Origin of the sequence: Thermoanaerobacterium thermosulfurigenes, from assembly GCF_051201035.1 — a bacterium.
Lineage (GTDB): Bacteria > Bacillota > Thermoanaerobacteria > Thermoanaerobacterales > Thermoanaerobacteraceae > Thermoanaerobacterium > Thermoanaerobacterium thermosulfurigenes.
Genome location: NZ_JBPODR010000014.1, coordinates 1 through 12702, shown reverse-complemented (window position 1 = coordinate 12702; position 12702 = coordinate 1). Strand labels below are relative to the sequence as shown.

Here is a 12702-nt window from a genome sequence, read left to right as displayed (position 1 = left end):
TAACATGGAGAAAGCAGAAGAAATTAATAGCAGCTCATATCAAGAATTATTAAATAAGATAAATAATAAAAAGGCAGTTATTGGTGTAATAGGGCTAGGTTATGTAGGATTACCATTAGCGGTTGAAAAAGCAAAAGCAGGGTATAAAGTCATAGGATTTGATGTTCAGAGAGAAAAAGTAGAAAAAGTAAATAGAGGTATAAATTATATAGGTGATATTGTAGATAATGAATTAGAAGAATTAGTTTTTGATAAAGAATTAATGGCAACTTGGGATTATAGCTTTTTGAGCGAAGTAGATGCAGTATCTATATGTGTACCTACTCCACTTGATAAAAATCAGCAACCTGATTTATCATATGTTGTAAACTCTACGAAGTCTATTGCAAAGTATTTACATAGAGGAATGCTTGTTGTTTTAGAGAGTACTACATATCCAGGAACAACTGAAGAAGTTGTAAAACCGATTTTAGATGAAACAGGTCTAGTATGTGGAGTAGATTATTTTCTTGCTTTTTCACCAGAAAGGGTAGATCCGGGAAATAAAAAATATAAAACAAAAAATACACCAAAAGTTGTAGGTGGTGTTACAAAAGAATGTACAAAGATTGCTGCATCACTCTATAGAAATGTCCTTGAAGGGGAAGTATTTGAAGTATCTAGTCCTAAAGTAGCAGAAATGGAGAAAATATATGAGAATACCTTTAGAAATATTAATATAGCATTGGCAAATGAAATGGCTATACTTTGCAATAGGATGGGTATCAATGTATGGGAAGTAATAGATGCAGCAAAAACAAAACCATATGGTTTCATGGCATTTTATCCTGGTCCTGGACTTGGCGGTCATTGCATACCAATAGATCCTTTTTACCTTACTTGGAAAGCAAGAGAATATGATTATCATACAAGGTTAATTGAAACATCAGGAGAAATAAATAATTATATGCCTGAATTCGTAGTTGAAAGAATATCGAGGATTTTAAATAAGTTTAAAAAACCTCTAAACGGATCAAATGTATTGTTATTAGGAGTGGCATATAAAAAAGATATTGATGATTTAAGAGAATCACCTGTTTTAAGGATAATATCAATATTGGAAAAAGAGGGCGCGATTGTAAAATATAATGATCCATATATACCTGAGTTCAAATATAATGGGAAAATATACAAATCAGAAGAAGTAACATCAGATTTGCTCAGCTCATCAGATATAGTTGTTATTACTACAGATCATTCAAAATATGATTATGAAGGCATTGTAGAAACATCAAAATTTGTTTTTGATACAAGAAATGCGACGAAGAATCTAAATAAATATAAAAATAAAATTGAGGTGTTATAGGAGGCAAAATGGATAGATTAAGGTTTGGACTTATTGGATGTGGTAGGATTTCGCCTAAACATATAGAGGCATTGGCAAATAATTATAATAATGCACAATTAGTTGCATTATGTGATTTAGACGTTAACAAAGCAACGTTATTAAAAGAAAAATACAATGAATTATTTAATCAAAAAGGTTTGGCTATTGGTGATGTAGAAATATATAAAAATTATGAAGATTTATTGAATAGAAATGATATAGATGTAGTTAGTGTTGCAACTTTTTCGGGTACTCATGCTGAAATAGCAATAAATGCATTAAAAGCAAATAAGCATGTCATTGTTGAAAAGCCGATAGCTTTATCTATAAAAGATGCTGACGAAATGATTGAAACAGCTAAAAAATATAATAAAAAGATAACGGTATGCCATCAAAATAGATTTAACTCAACTGTTCAAAAATTACGAAAAGCTTTAGAAGATGGACGATTTGGTAAGATAATTCATGGTGTTGCTAATATTAGATGGAATAGAAATGAAAATTATTATAAACAAGCATCATGGAGAGGTACGTGGGAGCAAGATGGCGGTACATTAATGAATCAATGCATTCATAATATTGATTTATTACAATGGATGATGGGACCAGTAGACAGACTTTATGCGGAAGCAGATACGTTTTTAAAAAATATTGAAGGAGAAGACATGGGAGCAGCGGTACTCCGCTTTAAAAATGGGGCTATTGGAATTATTGAAGGAAGTGCGTGTATATATCCTGAAAATCTTGAGGAAACGTTGAGCATATTTGGAGAAAGGGGTACAGCTAGAATTGGTGGAGTGGCTATTAATAAAATAAGCGATTGGAAATTCGACGACGATCTTGATAATGAGGAAGAAGTAAAAAGAGAAGCTAATTATGATGATCCAGATTCGGTATATGGATATGGTCATACACCATTATATAGAGATTTTATTCACGCAGTTTTAAATAACAGAGAACCGTATATAAGTGCTGAAGAAGGAAAGAAAGCAATGGAAATAGTGCTGGCTATTTACAAATCAAGAAAAACGAGATTACCAGTAGAGTTTCCTTTAGAAAATTTTTCAACACTTAATATGAAGGAATGATGGGAAATGAATTACATATCTGAAAAAGCCAAAATAGGACAAAATGTAAAAATAGGTTATTTTACAGTTATTGAAGATGATGTAGTTGTAGGAGATAACTGTGTGATAGGAAACAACGTGGTTATATATAAAGGAAGTATCATAGATAAAAATGTGAGAATAGATGATAACACAGTAATTGGCAAACAACCAATGAGAGCTGCGACCAGTATTTTTAAAGACAAACAAGAAAAACCACCTTGCAAGATAGGAGATGACTGTATAATAGGTACTTCTGCCGTGATATATGCTGGCTGTAAAATAGGTAAAAAGTGTTTAATTGCTGATTTAGCAACTGTTAGAGAAGATGTAGTGATAGGTGATATGACTATTGTAGGAAGAAATGTTGCGATAGAGAATTACTGCAAAATAGGAAGTAGATGCAAAATAGAGACGAATGCCTGTATAACCGCTTATTCAGAGATAGAAGATGAGGTTTTCATTGCTCCTTGTGTCGCAACTTCTAATGATAATTCTGCTGGAAGAGATCCATACAGGTTTAGCAAAATGAAAGGAGTAACCGCTAAAAGAAAAAGTAGAATTGGAGTCAATGCTACAATTTTACCCGGGAAAGTAATAGGAGAAGATGCCTTTGTTGGAGCTGGTTCAGTTGTGACAAAAGATGTGGAAGATTGTAAGATTGTGATAGGTAATCCGGCGAGAGAGTTTATGAAATAGGAGGTCAAAATGAAAGTTATATCTTTGGTAGGTGCAAGACCGCAATTTATAAAAGAAGCTGTTTTACAAAAGCACTTTATCAAAAATGATATCCAAAAAATACTGGTCCATTCTGGGCAGCACTATGACTATGAAATGTCAGATGTTTTCTTCAAAGTTTTAAAAATGAGAAAGCCAGATTATAACCTAAATGTGGGTTCAGGTAGTCATGGTGTTGTTACAGGTAAGATTATGATAGCTTTTGAAGAGGTTGTAATGAAAGAAAAACCTGACGTAATCATTGTATATGGAGATACTAATACAACAGTTGCTGGGGCACTAGTTGGAGCAAAATTAAAAATTCCTGTTGCACATGTAGAAGCAGGTATAAGACAACAGCCTAAGGATATGCCTGAAGAAATAAACAGAGTTGTGACTGACCACATTTCACAATATCTTTTTTGTCCCTCGGAACTTGCTGTAAAAAATCTTGAAAAAGAAAATATAAGAGAAGGTGTGTATTTTGTTGGCGATGTAATGTATGATTTATATTTAAAAATGAGACCATATTTTGACTATAAGATGGTTGAAAAATTGGGACTCAAAGAGAATGAATATATTTTGTGTACTATACATCGAGATTTCAATACTGACAATCCTGAAAAATTAAAAAGTATATTGAGTGGTCTTTCTCAGATTGCCCATGATATGAGAGTAATATTTCCAATGCACCCGAGAACTAAAAAAATGATAAATCAATTTGGTTTAAAATTTTTGTTAGAAAATGTTACTATTATAGAACCAGTTGATTATCTAAGCATAATGGGACTTTTAGAAAAATGTTTTATGGTAATAACAGATAGTGGTGGTTTACAGAAAGAGGCTTATTTTGCTGGAAAGAGAGCTTTAGTTGTTATGCCTGATACAGGATGGAAAGAATTAGTAGAGATAGGTTGGAATAAGCTTGTGGATTCAGAAGAGTTGTATAGAGTTTATAAATTATTTGTTGATAATAGGAACTTCAAGGTCCAACAACATATCTATGGTGAAGGAAATAGCGGGGAGAAGATTATTAGAATTTTAAAAGATTAGGAATTATATCGTTTAACCGAGGGATAGAATATGAGAATTTTATATTTAACCAATATATTTCCCTATAGTGAAAATCCAATGGCGGGTATATTTATAACTAGGAGAATAGAAAAGATTATCGAGAGGAAGGTTGACTTCGAGGCATATGCTACTGTTGTAAAACATTCAACTTTATCAAAATATGTATACTTGCTAAAAAATAAATCTTTTTATGCACCTGACTTAGGAGTAAAAAATCAAAATAAAAGCATGAGCTACTACAATTATATAATCTACCACTTAAATATCTACGATTATTTTACTCGATTGATTGACAAAGATAAATATTACAAACATCTACAAACAAAATTTTTTCGTATAATAGAAAATACTATTGCTATATCGAAATTTGACTTAATTCACGCACATCCTACTTATCCCACTGGATATATAGCTTTGTTGTTTAAAGAAAAATACGGAATACCTTATGTTGTTACTGCACATGGAAGCGATATCCATACATATCCAAAAGCAAATCTAGAGATTAGAAAAAGTACATTAGAAATATTAAACCATGCCGATAAGGCAATTTTCGTAAGTAAAAAATTATTAGATATAGCCGCTTCAGTTTTGGGATATAAAGGTAACAATTCCATAGTTATACCGAATGGTGTTGATGTAAGAAAGTTTATTCCAATGGATAAATTTGAGATAAGGGAAAAATTGCAATTATCAACGGATTATAAATATGTAGGGTTTATAGGCAACTTAATTCCTATTAAAAACGCTCAATTACTTCCGGAAATTTTTAATTTAGTGAAAAAAAGTTATAACAGTGTAAAGTTTATTGTGATTGGAGATGGAGAATTATATAACTATATCCAGAAAAAATGTCAGGAACATAATCTTGAAGTTATTTTTACAGGTAGAATACCGCACGACGATATACCAATTTGGCTTAATACCTTAGATGTATTAGTGTTACCAAGTACAGAAGAAGGATGGGGCAATGTAATTTTAGAAGCCCTAGCATGTGGAGTTCCAACTGTTGGCAGTAATGCAGGGGGTATACCAGAAGTTATAGGAAGCGAGGAGTTTGGGAGGGTAGTTGAGTTAAAAGAAAATTTTGTAAATATCTTTGCTAATAACGTTGTAGAATTGCTAAATCGTCCTTTATTGCCAGAAAAGCTTAGGGAAAGAGCTTTACAATATAGTTGGGAAAATATTATAGATAGAGAATTAGAAGTATATAAATCTGTACTGAATAAAACTTTAAGAGAGTAGGTGAGGAATTATGAAAGTGGCATTAGCATCAGTTGATAATCCTTATATTGTAAAATCTGGGGGTAAGCATGTTCATTTATTTCTTTTAGAGAGAGGGTTACAACATAATGGGGTCAACGTGGATACTTACTATTATGTTCCTCCCAAAATAGCTTTTATAACAAAAATTCTAAAAAAATTTAGAAATAAATACGTCCAATTCAAATTTACGATAGATAATATGATTAAATTTTATGATAAAATAAATTTTAACTCATACGAAGTAGTAAATGCCACGATGTTGTATCGGCAGTTGGTATTAAAGGCAATATTATACTTACTTTACATGGGTATTTTGCTAGAGAGACTATTAACTATGGAGATTATAATGAAAAAGAAAAAATGGACATTTTTGATTATGCTATGGAAATAGAAAAAATAGCTTTAGAAAGAGCTAAGGCTATTATTACGGTTGATAGTAGGCTAAAGGAATATGTAGTAAATAGTTTTGGTATTCCCGAAGATAAAGTTTTTGTAATTTATAATTTTATTGATACAGAAACTTTTAAACCAATAAGTGAGGAGAAGAAAAAGGAGTTGCGTATAAGAAAAGGAATTTCTCCAGACAAATATATAATACTTGTACCGAGAAGGTATGTAAAAAAGAATGGAGTAATTTTTGCAGCAAGAGCGCTCAAGTTAATGGATGATAATGATGTCATGATGATTTTTATTGGAAGAGGACCGGAAAAAGAAAATATCATTAATGAACTTGGTAATGATGAAAGGGCTATTGTTTTGGATGCTGTTCCCTATGAACAGATTGTTGAATACTACCAACTTGCAGATATTATACTTGTGCCCTCTATTACTTCTGATGATGTAGAAGAGGCTACATCCTTATCAATGCTTGAAGGGATGGCATGTGGCAAAGTAGTTATATGTAGCAATATTGGCGGAATGAAAGAGATTGTAAAAAATGGACAAACAGGTATTTTAGTTCCTCAAAAGTCTCCGGAGGAAATTGCAGGAGCTCTTAAAAGCATTAAGAGGAATCAAGAGTTAAGAGCAGAAATTGGGTATAACGCAAGAAAATATGTAGAAGAGAATCATAGTTATATAAGTCATGCTAAAAAATTTATACAGATATATGAGTCTGTTATTAAACAATAGATATGAATATTAAGGTGATTAGGAATGAAATTAAAATATTTATGTTTACAGGCAACGCAAGAAGGTCAGGCGAGTTATGCTCATGTACATGAGATAATAAACGGATTAAGAAAAAGAGGGTGGGATGTGGAACTTTTTGAACCTTCTTACAGCAAAAAAGATTTTGCTCCTAGTATTTTACAAAGGTTATTTGAATTTATATTTGTACAGCTTAAACTTTTAATAAAATTAAAGAAAGACGATATTATTTATATAAGATCCCACTTTGCAGCCTTTCCTACTTCTGTAATTGCTAAATTAAGAAAATTACCAGTTGTTCAAGAAATTAATGGGCCTTATGAAGATTTATTTATTGCGTGGCCATGGACAAGGTATTTTAAAGGCTTCTTCAAGTGGTTAATTAAAGTTCAGTATAAAATATCTGACGCAATAATTGTGGTCACACCTCAATTAAAAGAATGGATAATAAATGAAATTGGAAGCTTAAGAGACTCAAATATTTATATAATCCCAAATGGAGCAAATACTGACTTGTTTACACCAAATGCTGAGTCAAAGTATAAATTAGGAAAACCCTATGTCGTATTTTTTGGTGCACTGGCTTCATGGCAGGGGATAGATACGATATTAGAAGCTTCCCAAAATTCTGAGTGGCCTGAAAATGTAAAACTGGTAATAATGGGAGATGGTGTAGAACGACCAAAAGTCGAAAAGGCAGTACGAGAAAATAACAAAGTTATATATCTTGGCAAAATACCTTACAAAGAAGTACCAGGAATAGTAGCTAATAGTGTTGCTGGATTGAGCACTAAGAATAATCTTGGCGATCGTTCGAATACAGGACTTTCACCATTAAAGGTATATGAAATTTTAGCCTGTGGGGTACCTGCTATTGTTACAGACTTTCCAGGGCAAGCTGATATTATTAGAGAGCATCAATGCGGTATAGTAGTTTCACCGGATTGTCCGGAAGAAATCGCAAAAGCGGTTAAATATCTTTATGATAACGAAAATAAGAGAAAAGAGATGGGGCAAAGAGGAAGGAAAGTTGTTTTAAAAGAACATTCTTGGGATAAGAGGGCAGAAGAAACAGAAAAAGTTTTAAAAGAAATAGCAAGGAAGAGAGAGTGATTATGAGCAATAATAAGAGCAATAATCTGCTGTATAAATTTATTGTATTTTGGCTGTTTTTTTATGTACTTTTTGCGGAAAGATTTGTTTTAAAAATTAAAACAGGAGGAAAGGGAATAGTTTCTGTTCCTGCTTTGATAACTGTCTTATTGTTTCTTTACATATTTATAAAATCAAAAGGTAGTGCATTAAAGTTATTTAGAAGCAAATTTTTTTCGTATTGGTGTCCTTTTGTTATTCTAACGATTTTACTTCCTATTATGGGAGTTCTATTAATGAGCTATCCTTTAAGAACTATATTCAATTTGAATTTAATATCAGGAATATCATTTTTAATAATTGGCTATTGGGTTAGCAAGCGAATAACAGCATGGGAGTTTATATTTAGGAAATATTTATTTGTAGCTATAGTTATTGAATTCTTATATTCGCTCTTTCAATTTTTATATCAAAAAGGGTTTATTCCACGAATTTTTTGGTTTCGTTTTTATATGTGGGATGTAACATCCCAACAACTCTATGCATCTCCGATCTTTGGAAGAAGCATTGGGACATTTGTAAATCCTAATACACTCGGGTTTTGGGCATTAATAGTTTTTGGATTTTCATTGTATTTAGTAAATGGACATTTAAAACTTATTTTAATTGCTCTAAGCTTTTTAACTCTTATCTTAAGTCAATCTCGAGGAAGCTTTTTTGGATTGATTTTCTTTTTTATAGTAAGTTTAAGCATCAATCTAATAAGACCAAAAAAATTTAGTTTTTAAAAATTTTTTAGAATCTATATTTTATTTTTTTTAACAATACTAACTGGAATGTTTTTTATAAAATTTAATTTTATAGATTTTGAATTTTTTAATAGATTGAAAAGTGCAATAGAAGTTTTTTTGTATGGAATTTATGCTGATAAAAATTTTTCAACGAGAGTAGATGTTTGGAAACAAAGTCTAAAAATATTAAAAATCTATCCTTTAGGTACATTTGGCTCTCCAGAATTGGTTCTTGGAAATGCTATCGATAGTGATTGGGTTAGATTAATGTTACAAGGAAGTGTTGCTTATGTAGTTAGTTTTTTAATCATGCTTGTAGGTGGAACTCGAATTAGAATTATAATCAAAAAAACAGAAGTTGAATTTTTTTTATATATGTCTCTTGTATTGCCAATAGTTGCAATAACAGAAACACCTACTATATATATTCCTATGGCTTTATACTGGTTCGTATTAGGAGCACAATTACAGGAAATTACACAAATAAATTAAAAAAATGTGGTAAATAATTGAATTTGTAAATAAATTAAAATCTGGTGATATTTGATGAAGAAAATTTTATTTATAGCAACAGTTGAATCACATACATTAAATTTTCATATTCCGTTCATACAGTATTTTCAAAAAAAGGGATATGAAGTTCATGTGGCGACGAAATTGGGAAATAGACGAGATGAACTAAGAAAATTAGGAATTGTATGTTGTGATATTGATTTTGAAAGATCTCCATACTCATTTTCTAATTTAAAAGCACTTAATCAATTAATAAAGATAATGAGAGAAAATAAATATTCATTAATCCATGTTCATACACCTGTTGGTGCTTTTTTAGGACGTTTAGCTGCAAAAATAACAGGGACAAAACCTGTGATTTATACTGCTCACGGTTTTCATTTCTACAAAGGGGCGTCAATAAAGAACTGGCTTATTTATTATACCATGGAGCGTTTAGCTGCTCATTGGACTGATGGTCTTATAACAATGAATGATGAAGATTATAATGTAGCAAAAAGATTTAAGCTAAGAAAAAGTAACGCTGTTTTTTATGCTCATGGTGTTGGACTGGATATTGATAAATATACTATAAGTGATGAAAATAAACGAAAACAAATGAGAAAGGAATTTGGTTTTGATGAGAAAGATATTGTGATATTGACTGTTGCAGAATTAAATGCAAATAAAAATCATAAACAGATATTAGATTCATTGATAAAATTAAAGAGTCTTGGCAATGTATATTATTTAATTGTAGGGACAGGTGAATATGAATGTTACTTAAAAAAGTATGTAGAGGAGAATGGGTTAAGCGGCAAAGTTAAATTATTAGGTTTTAGATATAATATACCAGATTTATTAAATATTTCGGACATATTTGCCTTGACTAGTATGAGAGAAGGCTTACCAAGATGCATAATGGAGGCAATGGCTGCAGGGAAACCAGTTGTAGCAACAGACGTAAGAGGAAATAGAGATTTAGTGAGAGATGGGGTAAATGGCTATTTAGTGCCTTTAGACGATGTAAATGCGACTGTTGATGTTTTACAAGATTTGATTGAAAGTGAAGATTTAAGAAAGAAGATGGGAGATGATGGGAGGAAAATTATTCAAGATTACTCTATAGACAAAGTTTTAAAGGAGATGGATGAGATTTATAAAAAATATTATGTGTAAAATTATAATATTGAAGGAATTGAGATATTAATAAAAAAATGCTTTAGATAAGCTATACCATAATGATAGGTATTTGTTAGAGCATGATGTTAATGAACAATCAATAACACATAGGCTTGCTATATATTTGGAAGATGTATTTTTAATTATAATGTTGATTGTGAATACAATAGATATGGATACGATCTGAAGAGATTAAAGGGAAAATCATTTAAGAAATATGAAAAAATTTTTAAATGCGAAATAGATAGACTTATAACAGAAATAGATGCTGATAAGTTAGCTAAACCTGATATTATTGTACATAATCGAGGGAGAAATAATCAAAATTTATTAGTCATAGAGGTAAAGAAATCAAATAATAAAGACGACAATTATGGATAGACTTAAGCTTATGATATTTACAGATAAAGATTATGATTTAAATTATAAATATGGGTTATTTATAAAATTGGACAAAGAGAGAGAACTTAATAAATTATGCTGGTTTAGTAATGGCAAATGTATATCACTTTAACCAATATAGCTATTGAGGAGTGAGGACTAATTGAAATTAAAACCAATAAAAAGATTTATAGATATTTTTGTGTTTATGCTATTGAAATAGATCGAATAAATATTATGTAAATGAGATGGTATTTATGAAAAAATGGGTAAAGATATTTTTATTTATAAGTTCATATACACCACTTTTCGCAATACTTATCTTAAAAAATATTAAATGTTTAAATAATAAAAAAGTAATTATTTTATTAATTTTATTTAGTAGTTTTATAATATTATCAAATATGATATTGTTTTATATCTTAAATAATCATATAATAGCTCCTAAACAATTAAAAATAACAAAAGTAATATCTAAAAATGATGAAACATTAAATTATATAGTTTCATATATAATTCCTTTTATAGGATTTGAATTAAGTAACATTTATGATATATTATCGATAATGATATTGTTTTTTATAATAGGGTGGATATATATAAATTCAAATTTAATTTTTATGAATCCGATATTAAATTTATTAAAGTATAATATTTATGAGATAACCGATGAATATAATAATTCATATATATTAATTTCTAAAAAAATAATTAGTAAAAGCAAAACAAATTCATTTATATTATATGAAAAAATTGCAGATAACGTTATTTTGGAGGCCAATTTAAATGAAAAATGAATTAGAAAAACTATTAGGGATAATAAAGGAAAATAGAAATCTTGTAATAAATCTTTATCTAATTACTAGAGAGAAAGAAAATAGCGATTTAATTTACAAAATTTTTGATACAGTAATAAATTATGGCATAAAAAATGATTTTTTACAGATTTTTGTTAGTGTATTAGAAGAAATTTCAAATATAGACGATATTGATTTTATAAAATATAACCCTTGCTATTATTCAGATAAAAATGAAATTGAATATATAGAAAGTGCGAATGTGCCGAATTTTAGTAAAATAACTAGAAGTATTATTGAATCGAATTTAAGCCATATAGTTAGAATAGATGATGAGCTATTAAGGTATCTATGGGCATATTGTATTCGAATTGAATCAGTCGATAATAATATATTTTATTTTAGAAAATATAATAAAAGTAAAGTTATAACAAAAAAAGGTCTATTTGGTTTATTTTATAAAGATGGTTATTTTAATAAAATAATTCAGGATTTATTTTTGTTTGATAATAAAATTGATGCTTTTTACTATAATAATAATATATTTATATTAAATAAAACATATTTTGAGCAAATATTTAATTATATGGATGAATATAAAAATAATGCTATTACATTTCTTGAAGAAATTAAAAATTTAAATATTATTGATATAAATGATGATTTTATTAATTGGTGCTTAGCAGATCCTAAAAAAATAAAAAAATTAATAGATATAAGTAATAATGAATATTATAGAGACTTGACATTTGAGGATATAAGAAACGCCAAACAAGAGTTTGAGTTAGCTTTTAGTTTAGATGAGATTAATGAGAAAATAAATTTTAAGAATAAAAGGGATATTTGGGAAGTATTAAAAGTGTTAAATGATGATTACTTAAATTCAAAATTTACTAACAATAAGTATGAAGTAAAATCTAAAAGTAAAAAATAAATTTTATTGAAAAAGATTGATATATAAATATTAAATATATCATATAAAATTTACAAAACTTATTAAAAACAATCATTAACGAATTTTGATGTTTAATAAATTATTTAGGTTTATATTCTTAAAATATAAGAAAATTAACGATTTTATATATAGAAGGGAAATAACATTTTATGTCGAATTTATATCAACAAATATAGATAATATCGAACTAATAATAATTTTGACGGCATAGAAAGTTTTCTATATATGAGTGTAGAATAATGCCGAAATGTTCGATATATATAAGAGAAAATATATATCGGGGAGTATTTACAAATGAAAAAGAAAAGTATTATTAAAAATGAACATGGGCAGACCA

At 29.1% G+C, this 12702-nt stretch carries 14 protein-coding genes; all 14 read left to right on the top strand.

All coding sequences use genetic code 11. The features are described from left to right. Positions 1-4: 4 nt before the first annotated feature. The 14 genes from HNR52_RS07075 (at position 5) to HNR52_RS07010 (ending at position 12344) form a co-directional block, all read left to right on the top strand. On the top strand, positions 5-1345 hold the full coding sequence (locus tag HNR52_RS07075; protein WP_435620119.1) for a nucleotide sugar dehydrogenase: 1341 nt from the start codon (positions 5-7) through the stop codon (positions 1343-1345). An 8-nt stretch (positions 1346-1353) separates the two neighbouring features. Next, the gene (locus HNR52_RS07070) at positions 1354-2454 is read left to right on the top strand and encodes a Gfo/Idh/MocA family protein (RefSeq protein WP_435620118.1); all 1101 of its coding nucleotides are present in this window, start codon (positions 1354-1356) and stop codon (positions 2452-2454) included. 6 nt (positions 2455-2460) lie between these two features. Continuing rightward, entirely contained in the window at positions 2461-3171 is a 711-nt protein-coding gene (locus tag HNR52_RS07065; protein WP_435620117.1) for an acyltransferase, read from the top strand. A 9-nt stretch (positions 3172-3180) separates the two neighbouring features. Next, positions 3181-4242 (top strand): non-hydrolyzing UDP-N-acetylglucosamine 2-epimerase, encoded by a 1062-nt coding sequence (gene wecB / locus HNR52_RS07060; protein WP_435620116.1) that lies wholly within the window; start codon positions 3181-3183, stop codon positions 4240-4242. A 30-nt stretch (positions 4243-4272) separates the two neighbouring features. After that, a complete protein-coding gene (locus tag HNR52_RS07055) occupies positions 4273-5505 on the top strand; it encodes a glycosyltransferase family 4 protein (RefSeq protein WP_435620115.1) in 1233 nt (410 codons plus the stop codon). 10 nt (positions 5506-5515) lie between these two features. Beyond that, positions 5516-5917 carry a hypothetical protein gene (locus HNR52_RS07050; protein WP_435620114.1) on the top strand — a complete coding sequence of 134 codons (402 nt, stop codon included), beginning with the start codon at positions 5516-5518 and terminating at the stop codon, positions 5915-5917. Beyond that, positions 5803-6657: a glycosyltransferase family 4 protein gene (locus HNR52_RS07045; RefSeq protein ID WP_435620151.1), complete on the top strand. Its 855-nt coding sequence runs from the start codon at positions 5803-5805 to the stop codon at positions 6655-6657. The genes HNR52_RS07050 and HNR52_RS07045 overlap by 115 nt, the downstream gene beginning before the upstream one ends. Before the next feature lie 24 nt (positions 6658-6681). Further along, positions 6682-7788 carry a glycosyltransferase family 4 protein gene (locus HNR52_RS07040; RefSeq protein ID WP_435620113.1) on the top strand — a complete coding sequence of 369 codons (1107 nt, stop codon included), beginning with the start codon at positions 6682-6684 and terminating at the stop codon, positions 7786-7788. A gap of 2 nt (positions 7789-7790) precedes the next feature. Then, positions 7791-8555 (top strand): hypothetical protein, encoded by a 765-nt coding sequence (locus tag HNR52_RS07035; protein ID WP_435620112.1) that lies wholly within the window; start codon positions 7791-7793, stop codon positions 8553-8555. A 48-nt stretch (positions 8556-8603) separates the two neighbouring features. Beyond that, positions 8604-9050: a hypothetical protein gene (locus tag HNR52_RS07030; protein ID WP_435620111.1), complete on the top strand. Its 447-nt coding sequence runs from the start codon at positions 8604-8606 to the stop codon at positions 9048-9050. Between the two features lie 54 nt (positions 9051-9104). Further along, positions 9105-10229 (top strand): glycosyltransferase family 4 protein, encoded by a 1125-nt coding sequence (locus tag HNR52_RS07025; RefSeq protein WP_435620110.1) that lies wholly within the window; start codon positions 9105-9107, stop codon positions 10227-10229. Positions 10230-10605: 376 nt separating this feature from the next. Next, positions 10606-10746, top strand: a complete 141-nt coding sequence (locus HNR52_RS07020) for a hypothetical protein (RefSeq protein WP_435620109.1) — start codon at positions 10606-10608, stop codon at positions 10744-10746. 124 nt (positions 10747-10870) lie between these two features. Beyond that, positions 10871-11410, top strand: a complete 540-nt coding sequence (locus HNR52_RS07015) for a KwaA family protein (RefSeq protein ID WP_435620108.1) — start codon at positions 10871-10873, stop codon at positions 11408-11410. Next, positions 11400-12344, top strand: coding sequence for a Kiwa anti-phage protein KwaB-like domain-containing protein (locus tag HNR52_RS07010; RefSeq protein WP_435620107.1), 945 nt, complete (start codon positions 11400-11402; stop codon positions 12342-12344). Before HNR52_RS07015 ends, HNR52_RS07010 begins: the two co-directional genes overlap by 11 nt. Positions 12345-12702 lie beyond the last annotated feature (358 nt).

Bases quoted from the DNA above. Each gene is read 5' to 3' on its own strand.
- HNR52_RS07075 (WP_435620119.1), top strand. From the start codon at position 5: ATGGAGAAAGCAGAAGAAATTAATAGCAGCTCATATCAAGAATTATTA.
- HNR52_RS07070 (WP_435620118.1), top strand. From the start codon at position 1,354: ATGGATAGATTAAGGTTTGGACTTATTGGATGTGGTAGGATTTCGCCT.
- HNR52_RS07065 (WP_435620117.1), top strand. From the start codon at position 2,461: ATGAATTACATATCTGAAAAAGCCAAAATAGGACAAAATGTAAAAATA.
- wecB (WP_435620116.1), top strand. From the start codon at position 3,181: ATGAAAGTTATATCTTTGGTAGGTGCAAGACCGCAATTTATAAAAGAA.
- HNR52_RS07055 (WP_435620115.1), top strand. From the start codon at position 4,273: ATGAGAATTTTATATTTAACCAATATATTTCCCTATAGTGAAAATCCA.
- HNR52_RS07050 (WP_435620114.1), top strand. From the start codon at position 5,516: ATGAAAGTGGCATTAGCATCAGTTGATAATCCTTATATTGTAAAATCT.
- HNR52_RS07040 (WP_435620113.1), top strand. From the start codon at position 6,682: ATGAAATTAAAATATTTATGTTTACAGGCAACGCAAGAAGGTCAGGCG.
- HNR52_RS07035 (WP_435620112.1), top strand. From the start codon at position 7,791: ATGAGCAATAATAAGAGCAATAATCTGCTGTATAAATTTATTGTATTT.
- HNR52_RS07030 (WP_435620111.1), top strand. From the start codon at position 8,604: ATGTTTTTTATAAAATTTAATTTTATAGATTTTGAATTTTTTAATAGA.
- HNR52_RS07025 (WP_435620110.1), top strand. From the start codon at position 9,105: ATGAAGAAAATTTTATTTATAGCAACAGTTGAATCACATACATTAAAT.
- HNR52_RS07020 (WP_435620109.1), top strand. From the start codon at position 10,606: ATGGATAGACTTAAGCTTATGATATTTACAGATAAAGATTATGATTTA.
- HNR52_RS07015 (WP_435620108.1), top strand. From the start codon at position 10,871: ATGAAAAAATGGGTAAAGATATTTTTATTTATAAGTTCATATACACCA.
- HNR52_RS07010 (WP_435620107.1), top strand. From the start codon at position 11,400: ATGAAAAATGAATTAGAAAAACTATTAGGGATAATAAAGGAAAATAGA.